The sequence below is a fragment of the Microbulbifer regidiadema (SeqCode) genome (assembly GCF_052467605.1).
In genome coordinates this window covers 1,999,680-2,019,069 of the sequence record NZ_CP174316.1, presented here as the reverse complement: position 1 = coordinate 2,019,069, position 19,390 = coordinate 1,999,680, and the positions used below count along the sequence as shown (strand labels likewise).

Sequence of the window (19,390 nt, the reverse complement as noted above, 5' to 3'; positions counted from 1 at the left end):
AAGCATCAACTATAAATGGGCGTGTAGCTATAAGAAGGAAGTTTGGAAAAGCTAGTAAAGAAGTTTGGAGGGAAATTATTGCCCCGTCACTAAATAGAAAACTCTTAATATCCCTTGCCTATCCGGCGGCATTATCATTAGGTAGGCAGGAAAATCTAATAGAGTGCTAGCGGAAATTGGCCGCTATTTCTTACCAGCCTAAAGGCCCCTTGGCCGCAACACTTTAGCGCTCCTTTCACCAAAGTCAGCTTGAGAGGCTGGTCAGTCTATCTAGTAAAAAAAGACTTATTTAATCAGGAGCTTTCTGGGTTGTTCTGTAGTGGGGCTTTTAACGCCCTTCGGAGTAGGCTTGCTATCAGTACGTAATAGATAACTGGGGGGAGAATTTTGTCCTACGTACTAAGAAGTATTTGTCCGGGCTCACACTATTTTCTTCTATTGCTTTAGTCGTACCCTCTCCACAGGCCCATACGGAAAGACTGCTTGATGCCACATTTCTTAGCGGTGCGGAGGAGAGTCCATAAATCCTGCACAAGCGCTGCCTAATAGAATATTACCTCGGGCACTTTGAGTTTGGTGGCTGTTACCGAGATGGCGATCATACATTTGCGCTGATGCTGCGCAACAACCTCCGCTCTGACAGCCACGGTGAAGTAGAGTTGACATGGGGCGAGAGCCGGGTGGATGGTTATATCCGCTATTTCAACGGTTATGGTGAGATATGAATAGTAAAGCCGCTTTCAGAAAAATAGCGATCCCAATGTGGTAATTTTAGCTCTGAATATATAAGTGATAAGTGCAGGCTGTTATTGCTAAGTTAATGTGCTATAAAATTGAGGCAGATATTGTGCAGAGTGGAGGGCTTCGAGCGGGTATCGTTGTTTGGGTTTCTTTAGGGTTTTGTAATAGGTTCTAGAAGAGAGATAAAGTCTGTGAGGGGATATGGATATCTTTGAAATGGTTAAGTCTGGGGACTTACCTGTGCCTGAAGGTGCGAAAACTTTGGGGTTTGAGCTGATAAGCTATTCACGTGAAGCAATGGAGATGAAAGCTCGCTTCTGTGCCGGGGAGTCGTTTTTAAATCCTGCCGGAACAATACAAGGTGGATTTCTATGTGCAATGCTCGATGACGTAATGGGGTCAGCACTTGTTTTTTCTCTGCCTGTCGGTCAGTTTGCTCCAACATTGGAACTGAAGGCGCAATTTATTCGCCCAGCCATGATCGGTTCAGTTGAGGCTATTTAAGATAATTTCCTTGAAATAGTCGTGTCGGGTTTGGTGTTATGGGCGTAAAAAAGATAGTTTTTTAGGCTCTGAGAGATTCAGGTTGCTGAATGTTGACTCTATCTTTTTATAGGGAGGTAAATATGATAAATAAAGTTACTCTATTTTTTGTGCTTCTTGTTGGTTTTATTCCATTTGGCTATTCAGAGTCAAAGGTGGCGTTGGAGGGGCAGTTAGATGGGCACATTCGAGAATATGTTGATAGGGAAAATTTTCAAGGTGTAATCCTTATTGCAAGGGATGATGAGGTCTTTTTTGAAACAGCGTATGGTTATGCAGACACATCTAACAAAAACAGAAATACAACTGACAAGAAATTCTTGATTGGTTCGTTGACAAAATCTATAACTGCGGTTGCGGTCATGAAGTTGGTTGAGCAAAAGAAGCTCAATTTACATGCGCCTATCATAGAGTATATTCCAAATTTAAAGCGTGAGCTTGCAGATGGTCTAACTTTACATCTATTGATGAAGCACCAGTCGGGATTGCCTCAGCATCTGGAACGGTTGGTCAGTTTTGAATATAAAGATGTAACCTCTGATGAAATATTGGCAATAATAAATAAATCTCAGCGGTCTTTTACTCCCGGTTCTCAATATCAATACTCAAACCTAAACTATCACTTGGCGGCTATTGCCATTGAAAATGTCACAGGGAAAAGTTATGCGCAAGCTACTAAAGATTTAATCTTTGCACCGCTAAACATGAACGATACGGGTGTAGAAAGACTGAGCAACACGCCAGGTAATAGAGCAAATGGCTATCGGAAGAATCTCTTTGGAATTGAGCGGGATGAAAATATAGTTTCATATGCACTGGGCTCTGGCGATGTGTACTCAACTGTTGAGGACCTCTATATTTGGCAGCAGTCACTATACGACACAGGTTTCTTATCTAAAGCAAGCAGAGATAAATTGTTTTCTGGGGAGGGTGAATCTTTTGGCAACTATGGCTATGGCTTCAGAATCCAAGAGTATCAGCGCAGTAAGTCAGAGGATGATTATGGAACTCTTATACGTCACGGGGGCTCAATGGATGGGTTTTTGTCAAATTTCCACCGTTATACGGAAGATAATATTACGATTATTGTGCTGGCCAATATTCGCCCCTTCCCAATAAGAGATTTAACTTTTGAGTTAAAGGAAATTGTTTTAGGGGCTAAAGGGTTGGAAAGAAGTCGGGCTCTTAGAGAGTAGTCAGTTCTTACCTAAAGAGCTTCTGAATAATTCCGCAAGGGCCTTGAAGACTACAGATGTTAGGCTCAGGTCACCGTGAGTGGCCGCGATCTACTTATCAATAATGACATGATTGGATAGCCACTTGGCACCATCGGATTCTTGGGTGGCGCCTTCTGATCATATACTGGCCTCAAGATACATACTTGAGAGACAGACTGATGGAAACGGCACTCATTACCGGAGCTTCCGGGGGGATTGGTCTTGAACTGGCCAGAATACACGCGGCTAAAGGCGGTAACTTGGTTTTGGTCGCGCGATCTGAAGGGAAGCTCGTAGCGCTGAAACAGCAGCTGGAGAGGGAGTTTGGTATCCAGGCCATGGTCATTGCTGAAGATCTTTCTGATCCATTGTCCGCGCAGAGAATTTTTGCGCGAACACAAAGCGAGGGCGTGGAGGTGGATATCCTGATCAACAACGCGGGCTTTGGTGGTCACGGTCTCTTCCACCAGCGAAACCTGGAAGCTGAGCAGAGTATGATGCAGGTGAATATGGTTTCCCCCACCAATCTCACCCACCTGTATATCAAAGGTATGGTTGGCCGCAATAGCGGTCGTATCCTCAATATTTCATCCACCGCTTCTTTTATTCCCGGCCCTTTACAGGCGGTTTACTATGCCACTAAAGCCTATGTCACTTCCTTTAGCCAAGCACTGGCCGAGGAATTGAAAGGTACTGGTGTAACCGTAACCGCCTTGTGTCCCGGCGCCGTAGCCACAGGGTTTGTGGCAGCTGGCGATCTTCAGGGGGTGGATATCTGGAAAAATGCCCGTTCAGCGGAGTCCGTTGCCCGTTGCGGTTACCTGGCTATGGAGCGCGGGGACTTGGTCGCCTTTAATGAGATGCGCCTTAAAGTATTTCTCAATTGGATAATGCCGTTGCTGCCCCGTAGAATGGTGCTGAAGTTTTCCCGTCAGACAATGGAAAAGTCTTGATCGCAAGTGGACCTAGTAATGATCAAACGCGCTGCTAAATTTTCGGTACCTCCCAGTTGGAAGTTGATATTGCACGATATGAATATCGATTCAGCCCTGGCTCTAGCTTATGCGGGGCTGCCTGCGGATTTATTGCGGCGAGACTCTGTGACACTTACACCGGTGGAGTACTTCCGCTTTTGGTGTGGTATTGATCGGGCTTCAACGGATAGACCGCTACCGCTGCTCTTGGCAGAGCACCTTACCGCTGAGTCTTTTGATCCGCCGGTATTTGCGAGCTTGTGCAGTGCCAACCTAAATCAGGCATTACTGCGCATACAGCAGTACAAGCCCTTGATTGGCCCAATGGAATTACATTTGGATATTACCGAAGAGTATACAAAGCTCAATTTAGAGTGCTATGGCAGTGATGGAAATATCCCCGCCGCTCTGGGTTTGAGTGAGTTAATCTTTTATATCCGTTTAGCGCGGTTGGGAACCCGGGAAAAAATCCAGCCGCTGGAATTGGCGTTACCACAGTTACCGGAAGATCAAGCGCCTTATGGGGAGTTTTTGGGTTGCTCACTGAAACAGTCGGATCGGGTAAGAATTTGTTTCGCGGCGCAAGATGCCCAAAAACCCTTCCTGACTGCCAATGCATCTATGTGGGATTTTTTTGAAGGTCAATTGAGCCAGCAGCTAAAAGACCTGAAGAGCGAAGCCACCATGGGAGAGCGGGTCGGCTCTGTGTTGATGGAGTTATTGCCAGCTGGCGAGAGTTCAATCGACGCTGTCTCTGAGCGTCTGGCGATCAGTAAGAGAACCTTGCAGCGCAAACTGGGCGAGGAGGAGCAGACCTTTCAAACGGTGTTGCAGGGGGTGAGATCAAATTTAGCCGATCACTACCTGGCCAAGTCGAGCCTTCACCTGGGGGAGATTTCCTTTCTGCTGGGTTTTAAGGAGCCCAACTCCTTTATTCGGGCCTACCGGGGTTGGAAAGGAATGACACCGCTACAATACCGGGACTCCATTCACTAAGGAGTCCTTAAACGATGTGCGGCGGTTTTAAATTAATCGGCTTTCCCCGTAACGCTTTGCGGATAAAACGGGTTGCCATAGTAAGGGGTAAATATCCCCTGCGAATCAATTTTCGCTTAATTGGCTGGCCAGTCAGCAATAATAATCCCATTATCGGGATTGACCTCTAATGCCCTTAGCTCTCCGCCATAGATTGCCCGGACTTTCCAGCGCCCGCCGACAAACTCGATCTCGGTGATAGGATTAAATCCCAGACCGTGCAGTATTGCTTTAATCGTAGATAAATCTAGGGCGATGACCGAGGGCTCTGCACCATAGACGTCGGGGCTGTCGTAGATGGGAGCGGGTGCATTGGGGTTGAGACCGGGGGGGATGGGGTTGGTAAGGTTGCCAACTAAAGCTATGGCGGTAAGAAAAATCATCTACGGCTCCCAACTGCTAACAAGCCATAGTGATAGTTTGGACCAGGGATTATCGCAGCGCCAGTGCAGCGCAGTAATTTTGGCTTGATCAGGGAGCTGCTGTAGCGGTGCATAGTCCGGTAACAGAGGTTACCGGACTGCTATGATGTGGGGGCTTAGGAAATTAGCGGGTGAGCTTTAGCATAAAATTGATAACACGCTCTGCGACTTTGCCATAAGGGGGACGCAGTAATTTCAGTAGATCAATGGGCCCCTGGTAAAAAATGGGGCGCAGTTTAGAAAACGTCAGAAATCCCTCGTAACCGTGGTAATGGCCCATACCACTTTCACCTACACCGCCAAATGGAATATCGTGCTGGCCAACGTGCAGCACACAATTATTTACGGAGACGCCCCCAGACATCACTTTATCGATATACAAATCTTGTAGGGTTTTATCGTGGGTATAGGGATAAATGGCCAGCGGCCTCGGCCGGGCATTAATATATTCGATAACCTCGTCCGGTTTGGAGTAGGTGATAATCGGTAATAGGGGGCCAAAAATTTCCCGTTGCATTGCCAGCATATCACTATCCACATTGATAAGGATATGCGGGGGGAATTTACGCTGTTTATTCTCCCTGTCCAGTTTGCCCGCACTCAAATCGATCGCTTTGGCGCCTTTGGCCTTGGCATCATCCAGCGTTGCCCAGAGCCGTTGATAAGCGTTGTCATCGATAATAGAGGTGTAATCCTGGTTGTTGAAATTGGGGTAACGCTTTTGCACACAGAGTTTGGCCTGCTCGATAAACGTTTCAAGGTGCTCTTCCGGTAAAAAGAGATAATCCACATTGACACAGATCTGCCCGGCGTTGACTAATTTCCAGCAAATCAGTTGCTCGGCTGCTTTTTGGATGGGGTAATCCGGCGCGACAATGGCCGGCGATTTTCCGCCGAGCTCCAGGGTGACGGGCGTTAGGTTTTCTGCGGCGGAGCGCATTACTGCGCGACCGGTATTACTGGAGCCGGTAAAGATCAGGTGGTCAAACTTAAGGCTGGAAAACAGCGGGCCTATTTCATCGGTATCGGCAATAAAAACAAGTTTTTCCTCGGGGAAATACTGCTGGCTAATGCTCCTGAGTAATTTGGCCAGGTGCTTGGAATTGGTGGACATCTTGACCATCGCCTGGTTGCCCGCAGCGAAAATACTGGTCAGCGGTGAGAAGCTTAAGTTTACCGGGAAGTTCCACGGTACTATGACGCCAATTATCCCCAGGGGCTGTGGGATAACCCGATTCTTGGACAGCGGGTAGGACTTAAAATCTGTATGTCGACGGCTGGGCTTCATCCATTTCTTTAGGCGCTTGATAGTCTCTTTAATTCCGGAGAGGGCCGGGTAAATATCATAGAGCAGTATTTCTTCCCGGGCGCGACTGCCGTAGTCGTTAATGATTGCCTGGATAATGGCTTCCTGCTGATCGCGCAGGAGCTGTGCAAGGGTTTTAAGATCCTGGATACGCTGTGGGTAGTTGGGGGCTGGGTTGGCCAGGTAGGCGCGGCGTTGATTGTCGTAATAGCTTTGCAGTACGGCTTTGTCTGCATCCTGCCGAGTCAGGGTTTGTGTTGTCATTTTATTATCCTGTGGCGTTGACCCCAGCAAGACTAAACGAAATTGCTGCGGAGTGGTTGACCAATCCCGTCAGGGACTTATCCAATTCGGTAAATCCCTTTGATGTCTGGAGAGCAAATTTTATCCGGGGGATGGTCGAGTTTGTTTTGCCAGGGCATTTATGGCGCAGATTACATCAATATATGAGAAGTGAATCGATTTTGGGGTCGGCTGTATCCACCGGCCGGACTGGGAGGGAGCTGCAAGCGTCAATCGCTATCGGGCTTTTCCGATAAAATCTCGGCAGAGTTTGGGTCTACCAGCAGCTGGTACTTCTGGCCCGTCTTGAAGGCTGCTACCTTCCACTTGCCCTTGTCCAGATCCACCTCAACGATTGGGGTATAGCCCCGCTGTTCCAATTTGGTTAACACGGTGGAGAGGGCCATAGCGCCGGGTGGGGGCTTTTCATCGGCGAGTGCGCAGGGTGCTGCTGTGGCGGCGATAATGGCCAGCAACAGCTTGCGAATAGGTTGCATGGTGCAATTACCTCGCTGTTCTGTGAAACAAATCCCCCTTTAGTCGGGTGCTCTGATGCCTATCTATTTATCGCTATCTCAGTGGGGGGGTACAGAGTTTGTTACTCGGGGCTAGCGCTGTCCTGGCTAAGACGTTTTTGGATAGCCTCACACCAGGCCATTCCTCCGGGTTGTAAACCCTCGGTGTTTGCGCCGCTGAGTTGGCTGATAGCCGAGAACCACTCCCCGCTGCCGGTAGCGGGCATTCCGGAGGGGTACAGCTCGGCCATAGCTCGGCTGTGTTGCGCAAGGATCTGCTGCTGAACTTGGGTAAACCACTGGGGGGTGCAGATGATCGCAGTGTCGACCTCCCCCAAGTTGTCGGGAGGGGCGATAGGCTCTTTCATTGCACGGGTGGCCGCCGCATCGGCGGGAGGGGGTGCAGGTGCCTTGGAATCTCTGGGACCCTCGCAACCACAGAGGGCGAGAAGCAGTACTATTGAAGGGCCAAAGCGATACATAGGGCCTCTAATCTGTATGAGTTTCAAGTCCAAGCATAGGAGGAAATTCGCGACTCTGCTCTGGCGTTGGAGTCATATGTATTTTTATTGACATTGCGATTAAATCAAATGAGAATACTTCTCGTTTAAAATGAGGGTGATCAACGATAATGTCTACCAGAGCTCTATTACAAAAAGTGCTGACTGTGGCCGGTCTGCTGGGTACTGTGGGTGCCAATGCGGCCGAGCAGGTCAATATTTACTCCTACCGACAGCCTTTCCTGATAGAGCCAATCTTGAAGGAGTTCACCGAGACAACCGGCATTGAGGCCAAGGTGGTCTACGCCAGTAAAGGCTTGAACGAGCGCTTGCAGAGGGAAGGGCGCAACAGCCCCGCCGACCTGGTGCTGACCTCCAATACCAGCAGCCTGATGGACCTGCTGAACAAGCAGCTGACACAACCGGTAAACAGTGAGATTCTGCAAGACAATATCCCGGCGCAATTTCGCGATAAGGACGGCAACTGGTTTGGTCTGACAACCCGTGCGCGCTTGATTTACGCCTCTAAAGATCGGGTCAAGCCCGGTGAAATTACCCGCTACGAAGATCTGGTGGACCCCAAATGGAAGGGCCGAATCTGTACTCGCAGTGGTAAGCATCCCTACACCCTGTCCCTGATCGCCTCAATGATCACTCATCACGGTGAAGCGGAGACCAAAGAGTGGTTGCAAGGCGTAAAAGCGAACTTGGCGCGTAAGCCCCAGGGCAATGATCGCGCCCAAGTAAAAGCTATCAGCGAGGGTGTCTGTGACCTCTCCCTGGGTAACAGCTACTACTTCGGCAAAATGATTACCAATACCGAGCAGCCGGAGCAGGTGGATTGGGCTAAATCAGTAAACCTGGTCTTCCCCAACCAGCAGGATCGCGGGACCCATATGTTTATTTCCGGCGCGGCGCTGACCAAGCACGCTCCCAACCGCGACAACGCCGTTAAGCTGCTGGAATTCCTCAGTGGTGCCGAGGCGCAATACACATACGCCGAGAAAAACTTTGAGTTCCCGGTACGCCCTGGCACCGCCCGCTCTGCGTTGATTAAAAAATACATGGGTGAGTTTAAAGAGGATGACCTGGGCCTCACGGAAATCGGCTCGCAAGTTCCGGCGGCTTCCCGTCTGGTGGATGAAGTGCGCTTTGATTTTTAAAATGGTTAACTAGAGGGAATCGCTGCCCGGTATAGCGGTAGCCGCTTTTCTACAGCCTTATTCGAGCGGCCCTGTCGAGAGACCTGGGCCGTTCTTTTATAATGAGCTTTTGATTTCTGTACTCATGCTAAACCGAGCGAATTTCTCAGCTTCCCGCTGGCTGCTACTGGTAGCCACGATTTCCCTACTGGTAGCCCTGCCAGTGCTGTCCATTTTCTGGTTGGCATTTTTCCCAGAAGAAAATATCTGGCCGCACCTGCTGGATACGGTGCTGTTTCACTATGTGTCTGCCACATTGATTTTGGCCGCAGGTGTGGGCTTGGCCACTCTGATAGCTGGGGTGGGCAGTGCCTGGTTGGTGAGCATGTGTCAGTTTCCCGGGCGTCGTTTTTTTGAGTGGGCCCTGTTACTGCCGTTTGCTGTACCCGCCTACGTGATTGCTTACGTCTATACGGATCTGCTGGAGTACGCGGGCCCGCTACAAAAGTCTCTGCGCACCTGGTTTGGTTGGCAGACGGCCAGGGATTACTGGTTTCCGGAGATCCGCAGTATGGGCGGGGCTATTGCCATGCTGTCACTGGTACTCTTCCCCTACGTCTATATGCTCGCGCGCGCGGCCTTTCTTGAACAGTGCGGCAGCATACGCGCCGCCAGTCGATCTTTGGGCTGCTCGCCCTGGCAGAGCTTTTTGCGGGTATCTTTGCCGATGGCGCGCCCGGCGATTGCTGTGGGCCTGTCCCTGGTGCTGATGGAAACCCTGAATGACTTCGGGACCGTCGATTTCTTTGCCGTGCGCACCTTAAGTGTCGGAATCTACGATACCTGGCTGAGTCGGGGTAATTTAGGGGGCGCGGCACAAATTGCCTGTAGCACTCTGATTTTTGTTGTTCTGTTAATTGCGCTGGAGCGCATTGGGCGAGCGCGGCAAAAGCACTTTGTGCAGTCGCCAGATTCTCAGCGTGAACGCTACTTGTTGCGCGGCTGGCGGGCTACTATAGCACTGCTGTTTTGCGCATTGCTATTCGTCGGTGGCTTCCTTATTCCCTTACTGGTTCTGGGGGGATATGCGCTCAGTAACTTTTCCAGCTATTGGAGTGAAGATTTCTTGCAGATCGCCAGTAATAGTTTGTTGCTGTCTACAGCTGCGGCACTGGTCTCGGTATTGCTGGGTTTATTGCTGGCCTACGGTAAGCGGCTGCAACCGCAAAAGCCTGTGCAGCTGTTAGTGGGCTTTTCCAAGCTGGGTTATGCCATGCCCGGGGCGGTAATGGCGATTGGCGTCCTGATTCCCCTGGCTGCTTTTGATAATGCCGTCGACCACTTTTTACGCGAGCACTTCGATATCTCCGTGGGGCTCCTGCTAAGCGGTAGTATTTTTGCCATTATTTTTGCCTACACCGTGCGCTTCCTGGCGGTATCTACAGGAGCAATTGAGTCCAGCCTGGAGAAGGTCACCCCGTCTATGGATAGGGCTGCCCGCTCACTAGGGCGCAATAGCTGGCAAACCCTATGGGCTGTGCATTTTCCCCTGGTGCGCACCGGCCTGCTGACCGGTGGTTTGGTGGTCTTTGTGGACTGCATGAAAGAACTACCGGCTACTTTACTGCTGCGCCCCTTCGGTTTTGACACTCTGGCAACCTATGTTTACCAGTTTGCTTCCGATGAGATGCTGGAGCGCTCGGCCCTGGGAGCATTATTAATTGTGCTGGTGGGGTTAATTCCGGTGATTGTGTTGAGCCGTTCCATTGGCTGGCGCAGAGGAGCGGAGCGGAGCGCACAGCAGCGCCCCAATCCAGCTAACTTATAATCCAGCTTGGTCAAATACCAGTGCGGAGGAGAGGTGCAGGGGAAGTTGATCACCCGGTGCCGCTTGAATATCGCTATTCAAGACGGCCTCGATCGTTTCTCCTTCGGCCAGTTGAAAGCGATAGTTTACGTGATGGCCGAGAAAACTCTTTTCCACAACCCGGGCCATAACGGCATTGGGGTGTTCGCCTGCGGAAATATCCTCACTGCGCACAAATAATTGGAGTTTATCGCCCGCTGTGCATGCAGTTGTCGGCAGCGTCACCTCACCAAGAGGGGTGCTGACGAGGCTGTTACCGACGACAGTGCCGGCAAGGATATTGCCCTCACTGATAATCCTGGCAACTGCCAAATTATTTGGCTTCTGGTAAGTGTCCTGAGGGCTATCCCACTGCTGTAGCCGCCCCTGACTGAGAACTCCTAGCTTATCGCCGGCAATAAAGGCCTCGTTGCGGTCGTGGGTAACAATAATTGCGGGGATGTTTTCCTCGCGCAGTATGCGGCGGACCTCAGCAGCGAGACTGCGGCGCAGCTCGGTATCCAGGTTGGAGAAGGGTTCATCCAGCAACAATAACTTGGGGCGCGGTGCCAGCGCTCGTGCCAGAGCGACACGCTGCTGCTGCCCGCCGGACAGCTGGTGGGGGTATTGTTGCCCGAAGCCTTGCAGGCGCACCAATTGAAGTAGCGAATGAGTGCGGGACTCCCGCTCACTTTTCGGTAGCGACTGGAGACCGAAGGCAATATTCTGCGCAACTGTAAGGTGTGGGAAGAGGGCATAATCCTGAAAGACCACGCCAATTTTGCGCCGTTCTGCTGGAACCTGTGTGTCAGTGGCAGAAATTACTTGCCCGGACAGCTGAATACTGCCCGCAGTGACCGGCTGAAAACCGGCAATGGCGTGTAGCAGTGTTGTCTTACCACAACCGCTGGGGCCCAATAAACAGGCAATTTCTCCGGCCTGTAAGGCGAAGGAAACGGATTCGATAACAACCTGATCACCGTAGCGGCATTGCAGATTATTGACACAGAGTATGGATTGCACAGATTTTCCAGTAGTTTGCGTTCTCAGCACGTCAGACAGCTTGTGGAAGTAAAATTGAAGGCGACGACGGAGGCTAGAGTTAAAATGGTTTTTAACAAAATGTCTAGTGTTAGTCAGTGCTGGTAGTAATTTATGCCCCAAAGGCTTCCAGCGCTGATACAACCCCTACCGTTAAAAAACTGTGCTTTCGGTGACACAAACACTTCTCTACACCAGCTTTGTTAGCCTGCTTATAGCTTGTGTTCACTTAAAGGGACGTTGTAGTAGATCGCTTTTTCGGCAGCTTCAAAGGTTTCTTTAATCCATAGGTTATATACAAATAAGTTTCTTTTGGCTAATTGTGCTATCTCTGGAGTGGAAATGAGCTCTCTCTCCGTTAGAATGCGAATCGACTCGATATCACACTCTTCTGAGCCGGTTTGAGCAGCCCATTTTTTTAAGTATTCAACACACTCATGTAAGGTTTCCTGATCGTACCCGGATATGATTTGGGTAATAAGGGTATGCCTCCAGTCAAGATCAGCGGTTTCTGCTGTTTGTAAAACGCTGCGGAGCTCAAGCTTTCCAAGCTCCCTAAAATACTCATAAATTGAGCCGGCAATCGGCCAGTTGGGGTCACAGGTCCAAGAGAGCAGTTCGTGTATGTATTCAGAATTCTCGGGGTAACCAATAGCAATTATGTCGTCAACTGATTGCTGATCGCATTTATCTGATATTCTCAAAGTCATGGAGTGGGTTTCCTTTAGTAAACTATTCTAATCTTAATGCTCTAATAAATAGCCAGAGAGCCTCTGATGGCGCCACAGGGCGAGTCTTGAAGGTTCGCAGAGATATTGCGGGGGCATTCAGAGGTTCCTTAGTACAGCAAAGTACCGGGAATCCAGTAGAGACCGTACCAAGAGTGATGCTTAAGGGGCTTTTGCTGGGGTGAACTCTCTAAGCTGAATGTGATTCCCCTCGGGATCAGCGATATTACAAAGCTTAAAAACTGGATTTGACCATTCACCTTCCAGCGTGCTACCCCCTAACGCCACTACCCGATTTTTTGTATCTTCAAGGCTGTCTACGCTCATAAATACTTTGACCGTATTAAAATTGCGTTCAGGAAGCTCAATAGGTGGGGTATGCACAACAATATTGAATCCATCGCCCCCCAGGCTAACCAGTTCATCAGTTTCGTGTAATACGGATAATTCAAATAGTTTCAGGTAGAACCTGGATAGAGATTGTATATTCCTTGCGTATATGATTGCGCCAAATTTAGCTGGTCCGTTCATGCTTTTCCTTTTGTTATTTTTCTGAAAATCCCGTTCTTAAAAAATATCTCTGGGTATCTTTGTGTGTCGTATTTTATTTTTTGAGCTCAGAAACTGATACCGGGAAAGTTTCGAGTATACCAATTTTTAGCTTTCCAAGTGAACCCTTTAAACAACTTCGTGATACTTCTGAAAGCTCCGCAGGGTGGGGCTTGCAGAGGGGGAAATTGATCGGGGCTATTGGGGAAGCCTTATTAGTCCTTATTTTCATGCCTTAAAATAAGACGGTAGTACTACCAGTCTTCGCTTTTGTTAGGTGTCGCGCACAATTGTTATCGTGTTAAAGCCTTCATCCGGAGTGGGTGCGACAAAAAATTTTGTAACTGCAGCAAACATTTCCCTGGTATCAGTTGCCGCTCTCTCAGGCCTCTCGGCAGCTCTTTTGGTAATTTGTCTAAGGCATATATCATTGGGTGTGTCGAGATATATAAGTTTGTGTGGCGCACTAATTTCCGCGTAAATTGTTCGAAGCCAGTTTCGCTGTGAAACAGTGTTCGCAGGGAAGTCCATTACAACATTGGTTCCGGCTGCCAAAATGGATTGAACCAGTTTTTTGATTTGAGGCTTAAGTTGGTTTGAGTATTTGATGTAGTCGTTCAGTGATCTAATCTTGTTAGGGTAAAGAGACTCAAGCCACTCGTCTTCGGAAAGCAAAATTGCACTTCCACCATGAGTGATTTCTCCTGCTTTTGTGGATTTTCCTGCGCCCATCTTCCCGCAGAAAAATACTAGTTCTCCCTTGCTCATTTTTATCTCTGTTTGTGAAGCCTATTGTAGATGAATGTGGCGCAGCTCTATGCTGTGAGAGCTATTGCTATATCTGTATTATGTTGTATCCGGTTTTATTGAGTGGAGAGTTGCTCCAAAGTGGATATCAGGCTCACTACTTCTGAAAATCCTTTGGCAAGATATGCTTTTATCCCGATTTTTTGGGCCGCAATTACATTGCTCTCATTATCATCAATGAATACTGTGTTTTCAGGGCGCACTTTCAGTTCACTCAATGCGTGAAGATAAATTGAGGGGTCGGGCTTTGCTATGCCCACTGTATGTGAAGCGATGATTTTCTCGAATACATTATATGCGCCAAACTCACCGATAATTCTGGGCCAGTGTATCTCATTAGTATTTGATAGCGCTGCTACACGATACTTTAAGGAAAGCTCTTTTAGGAGTTCAATAGCTCCTGGGTAGAAGCCTTTTGGCCAATTCCTAAAGTGCTCGATAATTTCATTCGGTGTTTCGGCAATGCGATACTCTTTTTTGAAAATCTCGGCAAATTGATGCTTTGAGATGCGGCCAAGCTCGAACTCCTTTGCTGTGGTAGATGTAAGCCATGCAGAGGCATTCATCTCTAAATTTGGTAGCGGTGTCCCCTCTAGCTCTATGACGACTCCACCCAGATCAAATAGGTATAGTTCGATGTTTTCGTTCATGTTTTAATGTGGGCTTCTAATATTTAGTGCGTTTGTGTCAGAAAAAAAGGTTTTGATGCCGGGTGCCTTTACTTGCTGCAGGCGGGATTTGCTCGTGTGTAGCTAAAAAATAGTATTTCTGACAATAAGAGACCAAATACACTTGCAATAGCGAGAATACGGTTAATTTAAAAGTCTAATACTTTAGCTATTGGTACTATATCCTATGCTGACAATGAAGAATATAGGATGAGTATTGTCAGGTGTCATGTTTTTGGTGAAATCGAGGTCAAAGCTGGTGGGGTAGAGGTGCGGACAGAGCTAATGCTTGTCTGTTTTCTAAGGTCTTGTAGCTTTGCTTGACTGCTCAATAAGAGTTAGGTCTTTTTGAAATTTAGCTATATCCAATAGAGGTTTCCTTTGATATAAGTATCAGTCCTGGCGAGCTGGCAAGGCTCGACTTTATCTTGTTGTTCCATTTCGTTTCCATAAGCGCAATGCATGCAGGTGAGTAATGCAGCACTAAATAGTGCGCTACGAAAGGTATTCATAATTCTTGCTTTTATCGGGAAGTCTTCGTAATTATATGTTGGGCGTGCTGGAATGGCGGCACGCCCATTTGTTTTTTAGGCTTTACACAGATTGATCCAAGCTGTCATTCCAGATCTTGGCGCCTTGTTCGTGGCTATCAACCCCGTCAAAGAAACCATTGATACAAGCATTTAGGTCAAAGTCTTCGCAGTCTTCCCAGAGTAGTATTTTAGGCTTATGCACTCTAAACTTTTCACTGCCACTTGCGGGGCTGTAGGGGACACCGATAATAGCTTTTGATTGCGGCGAACAATAAGAGCGAATCTCTATTATCAGTGCATCATACCTTTTTTCTTCTAATGGAATACGCGCATCAAAAACAAAGGCGGCATCCTTTGCATTGCGCTCATTTTCTTCGAGCCACTTTTGTCCTATTTCAACCGATTCTTCAAGTTCTTCAGACATAATACGACTAAACGAACTCTTGCCATCTTGATCTGTGTACGAAAATATGGGTATTAAGGTTTCCCCTCCAGAAACAGACCAAATAGCGTGCGCGGCGGTATTGCCAGCCAATTTGTGTGCTTGTATCATTTTTAATCTCTATACTTGTAGCTCTAATACCTTTGGTAGAGGCAAATTGTAATGCTGAATAAAAGCTGCCCCTAGGGGGGGAGATTTTTCTTTCGGAGTGTACTCATATACAGGCTACATGGCATTGACCGCGTTCTCAATTTGCCGTTTGCGAAGCAATTTGTATTTAGATAATACTTCGTTGAGTTGACTCTGCTTTACAAAAATGGAATTGAAGGTAGTAGTGCTTTGAAAAGCCATTTAAATAATATTTCTTTGTGCAGAAATTTATTGGGGGGAGGTGACTGTCCATTATTGCGAGCTCACACAATGGGGATGAGTCGGTAGATAGAAGCTACCGGTTTCTCGATTTAGGTAGCTCCTTGTACTCTACATGATGATAATATTTAGGCCTGGAATCAAAGCGAATATGTAACCATGCAACTCCTTGACCCGCCGTACTTAACCAAACTGGCTTGTCAGATGCTAATTCACTACCGATGCGGCCAACAGTACTCCATAATGCATGTTGCTGGTGAAAAGGAGCTGTATTTGTAAATGATGCGAGATGACAATAGTTGGCGTCAACTTTTATACATGTAGGTGCAACAAGATGAGCGTCTTTTCCTAGGCTCTGGAAGGAAACTACAGGCTCAGAAGCATCTCTGATATATGAGTTAAATGGCGCAGGGTCGGCATCGCGAATTATTGTAGGTGCATTGAGTACGACAAACTCAAATTTGTTGTTAAGTAAATTTTTTGTATACCCTGGTGTTTCCCATCTATATGCATCAAGTGTAAGTAGTCTAAGTGATGAAATAAAAAACTCTCGAAACTCTTTATTTCCCCGGAGAAGTTTAAGTGCTTCACCGATAGATATAACTCCATCATTCCCGTTGACTGTAAAATGGTATCCGTTACTGATGTCGGATTTTATTAAATTCCACATAATATCTCTTCCTAATAGCTATGCTTTAGGCGGGTAAAGCTTATTTTGGTCGTCCCAGCTGCGGATCAGCGGTTAAATATACTTGAAAGGCGTGGATGGCGAATTAGTAAGGTACATTTGTGCTGCATACAACGCAACGATTTTTATTTCTTGAACATGTGTTGCAAATTGCCCATGCATTATTTCTGTAATGCCTATTGCGTCCTCTACTTTTACCATCCCAGATGTGTCCACACTCTGGACACTCTCCAAAAGAGCGTACTAATCCCTTATTTTCACAGCGACTAGAGCAGTATAATGGTTTAGATTTGATGGTCATTGTATTTTCGATTGGTACACCCACGGCCGCTACAAACGCCCCGCGCTTTTTGCGGGGCTGGTAGAAGGCGTAATGTAATAGGCGTCATTGCGCCTACATTAGTTGTGTTTAATCAAAGCTTTGTATCTAGCTTCATTTCCAGTAGAGAACTCTTAAAGCCAAATTTTTCATATGCTCGAATAGCGGAATTATTCTCGGCATAGACGTCGAGATAGAAGTCAGAAATTCCTTGAGATTGGCCCCAGCGAACTAGATCTTGCAGAATCACTTTATTCAACCCAAGCCCTCGATATTCCTCTGCCACGTACATGAAGCCAAGATATCCATGGTACTCATGCTCTAAGGCCGGCTTTGAATGGCGTACTTGGATATATCCTGTGGCTACAATAACGCCAGAAATTTCCCCGACTATTAGCCTGCTGGACTGATCAAAAATTAGTTTTTCAATATTGTAGTAATAAGCACTTTCTTTTTTCAGGGACGCATTAAGTGGACGCTCAGCGTCAATTAATTTTTGTTCCAGCTTCATGAGGGTGTCATAGTCTTCAATCCGTGCGGTCCTCACGACCAATCCATCTAAATTCATCAATACTCCATATAGCTGCATTCAGCGATTTGTCCGCTGGTAATGTCTCGGTACGTCCAATAGGGGCACGATCCTCCTGTAGAAAGATCACCGTTTAATGGAATCATTAAAAGCTAACTACTAGCAAATAGCAACTGTAAGACTGTGAGGTCTTGTTAGGAGGAAGCCACTAGTTAAGTTATGAGCTGACAAACAGAAAGCTGCTATAAGGCTTAGTCTGGAGGCGAGGTGGCTAAGGATTCCGAAGTCATGTGATCTAGCGGGTAGAGTAAATGATGCAGTTGTGTAGTGAAAGTTCACGTTCTTATCTGGGGAGATCTGTTCAACCTGCTGCTGTAAAGCTGTCAGCGTGGCCGCTGGCTCATAAGTAGGCCCAGCCCGCTAGCCACCATCGCGGGGGTAAACAAAATTGGTGGAACACAGCAGCGCCTCGGCCAGTAATGGCCAAGGTGATCGAACAGAAGTCAGTCGACGGCATAGTAGCCTAATGCCAAGATTAATACCTTGGATACGGTGAAGGCCTGAACCCAAACTCCACGAGTTAAAAGACAGGGCTAGCCTACCGATGTGTTGCCAGCCGGATATAAAATTGACGTAGCGCACTACCATGACACTCAATTCAAATGAAAATCTGCTTGAAATCATCCTCAGCAAAGAAAATCTTAATGCTGCATGGAAACACGTGCGAAGCAACAAAGGTGCCGCAGGCATTGACGGGATTACTGTCGATAATTTTGTGCAGCACTTCAAGGCAGTTGGCGACGACCTCATCGAGACTATTCGACAGGGTCATTACCAGCCGCTTCCCGTCAGGCGCGTCTACATTCGCAAGCCAGATGGTGGCCAGCGTGGGCTCGGGATACCTGCGATCTTTGATCGTGTTATTCAGCAGGCTATCGCCCAAATCATCGGCCCCAGTTTCGATAAAACCTTTTCGGAGTTCAGCTATGGATTCCGCCCAAAGCGATCACAGCATCATGCGGTGAAAAAGCTACAGAAGTATATCGAAGGCGGGAAGCGAATAGCCGTAGATGTCGATTTATCTAAGTTCTTCGACCGGGTCAACCATGACTTCCTCATGAGTTTACTTGGCCAAAGAATCAGCGATAAGCGTTTACTCAAGTTGATCGCAAGTTACTTGCGTGCAGGAAGTGTAGAAGATGGATGCTGGAAAGCCTGTCATGAGGGGGTGCCACAAGGGGGCCCTTTATCGCCGCTGCTCTCCAACATTGTACTCGACCTGCTCGATAAAGAGCTGGAAAAACGCCGACATGATTTTGTTCGCTATGCGGATGATTTTGTGATTGTTGTTGCTTCTAAGCGCGCGGGTGAACGGGTTATGGCGAGTATTAAACGCTTTGTTGAGCGCAAGCTTAAGCTCAAAGTTAACGATACTAAAAGCCAAGTAGTTCCTGTCAGCCGCTGTAAGTTTTTGGGATTCTCTTTTCTCGGTGCAAGGCTCGTCTGGCATGATAAGTCCCTGCTCCAACTTACTACGCATGGGTGTGAGTGAATCACTGGCTGTCACTTGTGGATCGTCCGGTAAGAGTTACTGGCGAAATGCAAAGACCGAAGGTATTCATATTGCACTCAACAATGAGTTTTTCCAAAAGATGGGCTTGATTTCGTTACGTGACCGTTGGGTAGAGATTCATTACGGATAGGGAACCGCCCATTGCGGACCCGCACGATGGGTGGTGTGGGGGGCGGTAGCTAGAAACTACCGGCTACCTGATTTAAATTTTTTGTATAGGTAGTAGCAGGTAACTGCTGAAACTATACCTGGCACAATGTAATACAAACCAACTATTGAGAACATTAACCATTTACCCGACAGCATAGATATAACCAGGCCACCACCCACGGCCCCAGCAATAACCACAATTGGCAATGAAAATAGTCGGCTCTTGATTAAGGCAATACCCAGTAGGTAGGCAACTATCACGATGGTTGGCGTCATTACCATAAACAATATTGGCACCCATAAAAATACGGAGCTTAAATTGTAATAATGAGTAACAACGCCATCAGGAGTAATCGTTTTTCCATAGCCTGAAAAAAAAGCCATTACAACGGTGCTCACAATCGCTGAAACTAGCACCGATTTCAAGAGAGCTCTGTGATTAATGTGAATATGGCTCATAGAAATTTAACG

At 47.6% G+C, this 19,390-nt stretch carries 21 protein-coding genes; 8 read left to right on the top strand and 13 right to left on the bottom strand.

Going from position 1 to position 19,390, the window contains the following annotated elements; all coding sequences use genetic code 11:
• Nucleotides 1–524: 524 nt before the first annotated feature.
• The 5 genes from ACJJIF_RS09490 (at nucleotide 525) to ACJJIF_RS09470 (ending at nucleotide 4,471) form a co-directional block, all read left to right on the top strand.
• Complete coding sequence (locus tag ACJJIF_RS09490; protein ID WP_444932335.1) at nucleotides 525–725, top strand: phospholipase A; 201 nt, start codon at nucleotides 525–527, stop codon at nucleotides 723–725.
• Between the two features lie 217 nt (nucleotides 726–942).
• Nucleotides 943–1,245: a PaaI family thioesterase gene (locus ACJJIF_RS09485; protein ID WP_444931973.1), complete on the top strand. Its 303-nt coding sequence runs from the start codon at nucleotides 943–945 to the stop codon at nucleotides 1,243–1,245.
• Between the two features lie 122 nt (nucleotides 1,246–1,367).
• The gene (locus ACJJIF_RS09480; RefSeq protein WP_444931972.1) at nucleotides 1,368–2,480 is read left to right on the top strand and encodes a serine hydrolase domain-containing protein; all 1,113 of its coding nucleotides are present in this window, start codon (nucleotides 1,368–1,370) and stop codon (nucleotides 2,478–2,480) included.
• Nucleotides 2,481–2,680: 200 nt separating this feature from the next.
• A complete protein-coding gene (locus tag ACJJIF_RS09475; protein ID WP_444931971.1) occupies nucleotides 2,681–3,454 on the top strand; it encodes an SDR family NAD(P)-dependent oxidoreductase in 774 nt (257 codons plus the stop codon).
• Nucleotides 3,455–3,472: 18 nt separating this feature from the next.
• Nucleotides 3,473–4,471, top strand: coding sequence for an AraC family transcriptional regulator (locus tag ACJJIF_RS09470; RefSeq protein WP_444931970.1), 999 nt, complete (start codon nucleotides 3,473–3,475; stop codon nucleotides 4,469–4,471).
• 116 nt (nucleotides 4,472–4,587) lie between these two features.
• Here ACJJIF_RS09470 and ACJJIF_RS09465 read toward each other — a convergent pair whose 3' ends face one another.
• The 4 genes from ACJJIF_RS09465 to ACJJIF_RS09450 all read right to left on the bottom strand — a co-directional run bounded on the left by ACJJIF_RS09465 (nucleotide 4,588) and on the right by ACJJIF_RS09450 (nucleotide 7,517).
• Nucleotides 4,588–4,893, bottom strand: coding sequence for a hypothetical protein (locus ACJJIF_RS09465; protein ID WP_444931969.1), 306 nt, complete (start codon nucleotides 4,891–4,893; stop codon nucleotides 4,588–4,590).
• Between the two features lie 163 nt (nucleotides 4,894–5,056).
• Entirely contained in the window at nucleotides 5,057–6,502 is a 1,446-nt protein-coding gene (locus tag ACJJIF_RS09460; RefSeq protein ID WP_444931968.1) for a coniferyl aldehyde dehydrogenase, read from the bottom strand.
• A gap of 248 nt (nucleotides 6,503–6,750) precedes the next feature.
• Entirely contained in the window at nucleotides 6,751–7,017 is a 267-nt protein-coding gene (locus ACJJIF_RS09455; protein WP_444931967.1) for a PepSY domain-containing protein, read from the bottom strand.
• Between the two features lie 101 nt (nucleotides 7,018–7,118).
• Nucleotides 7,119–7,517, bottom strand: coding sequence for a hypothetical protein (locus ACJJIF_RS09450; protein ID WP_444931966.1), 399 nt, complete (start codon nucleotides 7,515–7,517; stop codon nucleotides 7,119–7,121).
• Between the two features lie 149 nt (nucleotides 7,518–7,666).
• Between ACJJIF_RS09450 and ACJJIF_RS09445 the strand changes: the two genes are divergently transcribed.
• The gene (locus tag ACJJIF_RS09445) at nucleotides 7,667–8,698 is read left to right on the top strand and encodes a Fe(3+) ABC transporter substrate-binding protein (RefSeq protein WP_444931965.1); all 1,032 of its coding nucleotides are present in this window, start codon (nucleotides 7,667–7,669) and stop codon (nucleotides 8,696–8,698) included.
• A gap of 124 nt (nucleotides 8,699–8,822) precedes the next feature.
• Nucleotides 8,823–10,505, top strand: a complete 1,683-nt coding sequence (locus tag ACJJIF_RS09440) for an ABC transporter permease (protein WP_444931964.1) — start codon at nucleotides 8,823–8,825, stop codon at nucleotides 10,503–10,505.
• Here the strand turns inward: ACJJIF_RS09440 and ACJJIF_RS09435 are convergent.
• The 8 genes from ACJJIF_RS09435 to ACJJIF_RS09400 all read right to left on the bottom strand — a co-directional run bounded on the left by ACJJIF_RS09435 (nucleotide 10,500) and on the right by ACJJIF_RS09400 (nucleotide 17,235).
• Nucleotides 10,500–11,546 (bottom strand): ABC transporter ATP-binding protein, encoded by a 1,047-nt coding sequence (locus tag ACJJIF_RS09435; protein WP_444931963.1) that lies wholly within the window; start codon nucleotides 11,544–11,546, stop codon nucleotides 10,500–10,502. The genes ACJJIF_RS09440 and ACJJIF_RS09435 overlap by 6 nt on opposite strands.
• A 230-nt stretch (nucleotides 11,547–11,776) precedes the next feature.
• Complete coding sequence (locus tag ACJJIF_RS09430; RefSeq protein ID WP_444931962.1) at nucleotides 11,777–12,274, bottom strand: DUF5071 domain-containing protein; 498 nt, start codon at nucleotides 12,272–12,274, stop codon at nucleotides 11,777–11,779.
• 180 nt (nucleotides 12,275–12,454) lie between these two features.
• A complete protein-coding gene (locus tag ACJJIF_RS09425) occupies nucleotides 12,455–12,823 on the bottom strand; it encodes a VOC family protein (RefSeq protein WP_444931961.1) in 369 nt (122 codons plus the stop codon).
• Nucleotides 12,824–13,114: 291 nt separating this feature from the next.
• Nucleotides 13,115–13,609 carry a P-loop nucleotide/nucleoside kinase family protein gene (locus ACJJIF_RS09420; RefSeq protein WP_444931960.1) on the bottom strand — a complete coding sequence of 165 codons (495 nt, stop codon included), beginning with the start codon at nucleotides 13,607–13,609 and terminating at the stop codon, nucleotides 13,115–13,117.
• A gap of 95 nt (nucleotides 13,610–13,704) precedes the next feature.
• Complete coding sequence (locus tag ACJJIF_RS09415; RefSeq protein ID WP_444931959.1) at nucleotides 13,705–14,298, bottom strand: HAD family hydrolase; 594 nt, start codon at nucleotides 14,296–14,298, stop codon at nucleotides 13,705–13,707.
• A 612-nt stretch (nucleotides 14,299–14,910) separates the two neighbouring features.
• On the bottom strand, nucleotides 14,911–15,402 hold the full coding sequence (locus ACJJIF_RS09410; protein ID WP_444931958.1) for a hypothetical protein: 492 nt from the start codon (nucleotides 15,400–15,402) through the stop codon (nucleotides 14,911–14,913).
• Between the two features lie 334 nt (nucleotides 15,403–15,736).
• Nucleotides 15,737–16,330 (bottom strand): DUF6940 family protein, encoded by a 594-nt coding sequence (locus ACJJIF_RS09405; protein WP_444931957.1) that lies wholly within the window; start codon nucleotides 16,328–16,330, stop codon nucleotides 15,737–15,739.
• 431 nt (nucleotides 16,331–16,761) lie between these two features.
• A complete protein-coding gene (locus ACJJIF_RS09400) occupies nucleotides 16,762–17,235 on the bottom strand; it encodes a GNAT family N-acetyltransferase (protein ID WP_444931956.1) in 474 nt (157 codons plus the stop codon).
• A 607-nt stretch (nucleotides 17,236–17,842) separates the two neighbouring features.
• On the opposite strand from ACJJIF_RS09400, the gene ltrA reads away from it, so the two are divergent.
• On the top strand, nucleotides 17,843–18,748 hold the full coding sequence (gene ltrA, locus ACJJIF_RS09395) for a group II intron reverse transcriptase/maturase (RefSeq protein WP_444931955.1): 906 nt from the start codon (nucleotides 17,843–17,845) through the stop codon (nucleotides 18,746–18,748).
• A 207-nt stretch (nucleotides 18,749–18,955) separates the two neighbouring features.
• Here ltrA and ACJJIF_RS09390 read toward each other — a convergent pair whose 3' ends face one another.
• Nucleotides 18,956–19,345, bottom strand: a complete 390-nt coding sequence (locus tag ACJJIF_RS09390) for a hypothetical protein (RefSeq protein ID WP_444931954.1) — start codon at nucleotides 19,343–19,345, stop codon at nucleotides 18,956–18,958.
• Between the last annotated feature and the right edge of the window lie 45 nt (nucleotides 19,346–19,390).

Excerpts from the sequence above, each read along its gene's own strand:
- ACJJIF_RS09485 (WP_444931973.1), top strand. The coding sequence starts at position 943 with ATGGATATCTTTGAAATGGTTAAGTCTGGGGACTTACCTGTGCCTGAA.
- ACJJIF_RS09480 (WP_444931972.1), top strand. The coding sequence starts at position 1,368 with ATGATAAATAAAGTTACTCTATTTTTTGTGCTTCTTGTTGGTTTTATT.
- ACJJIF_RS09475 (WP_444931971.1), top strand. The coding sequence starts at position 2,681 with ATGGAAACGGCACTCATTACCGGAGCTTCCGGGGGGATTGGTCTTGAA.
- ACJJIF_RS09470 (WP_444931970.1), top strand. The coding sequence starts at position 3,473 with ATGATCAAACGCGCTGCTAAATTTTCGGTACCTCCCAGTTGGAAGTTG.
- ACJJIF_RS09465 (WP_444931969.1), bottom strand. The coding sequence starts at position 4,893 with ATGATTTTTCTTACCGCCATAGCTTTAGTTGGCAACCTTACCAACCCC.
- ACJJIF_RS09460 (WP_444931968.1), bottom strand. The coding sequence starts at position 6,502 with ATGACAACACAAACCCTGACTCGGCAGGATGCAGACAAAGCCGTACTG.
- ACJJIF_RS09455 (WP_444931967.1), bottom strand. The coding sequence starts at position 7,017 with ATGCAACCTATTCGCAAGCTGTTGCTGGCCATTATCGCCGCCACAGCA.
- ACJJIF_RS09450 (WP_444931966.1), bottom strand. The coding sequence starts at position 7,517 with ATGTATCGCTTTGGCCCTTCAATAGTACTGCTTCTCGCCCTCTGTGGT.
- ACJJIF_RS09445 (WP_444931965.1), top strand. The coding sequence starts at position 7,667 with ATGTCTACCAGAGCTCTATTACAAAAAGTGCTGACTGTGGCCGGTCTG.
- ACJJIF_RS09440 (WP_444931964.1), top strand. The coding sequence starts at position 8,823 with ATGCTAAACCGAGCGAATTTCTCAGCTTCCCGCTGGCTGCTACTGGTA.
- ACJJIF_RS09430 (WP_444931962.1), bottom strand. The coding sequence starts at position 12,274 with ATGACTTTGAGAATATCAGATAAATGCGATCAGCAATCAGTTGACGAC.
- ACJJIF_RS09425 (WP_444931961.1), bottom strand. The coding sequence starts at position 12,823 with ATGAACGGACCAGCTAAATTTGGCGCAATCATATACGCAAGGAATATA.
- ACJJIF_RS09420 (WP_444931960.1), bottom strand. The coding sequence starts at position 13,609 with ATGAGCAAGGGAGAACTAGTATTTTTCTGCGGGAAGATGGGCGCAGGA.
- ACJJIF_RS09415 (WP_444931959.1), bottom strand. The coding sequence starts at position 14,298 with ATGAACGAAAACATCGAACTATACCTATTTGATCTGGGTGGAGTCGTC.
- ACJJIF_RS09410 (WP_444931958.1), bottom strand. The coding sequence starts at position 15,402 with ATGATACAAGCACACAAATTGGCTGGCAATACCGCCGCGCACGCTATT.
- ACJJIF_RS09405 (WP_444931957.1), bottom strand. The coding sequence starts at position 16,330 with ATGTGGAATTTAATAAAATCCGACATCAGTAACGGATACCATTTTACA.
- ACJJIF_RS09400 (WP_444931956.1), bottom strand. The coding sequence starts at position 17,235 with ATGAATTTAGATGGATTGGTCGTGAGGACCGCACGGATTGAAGACTAT.
- ltrA (WP_444931955.1), top strand. The coding sequence starts at position 17,843 with ATGACACTCAATTCAAATGAAAATCTGCTTGAAATCATCCTCAGCAAA.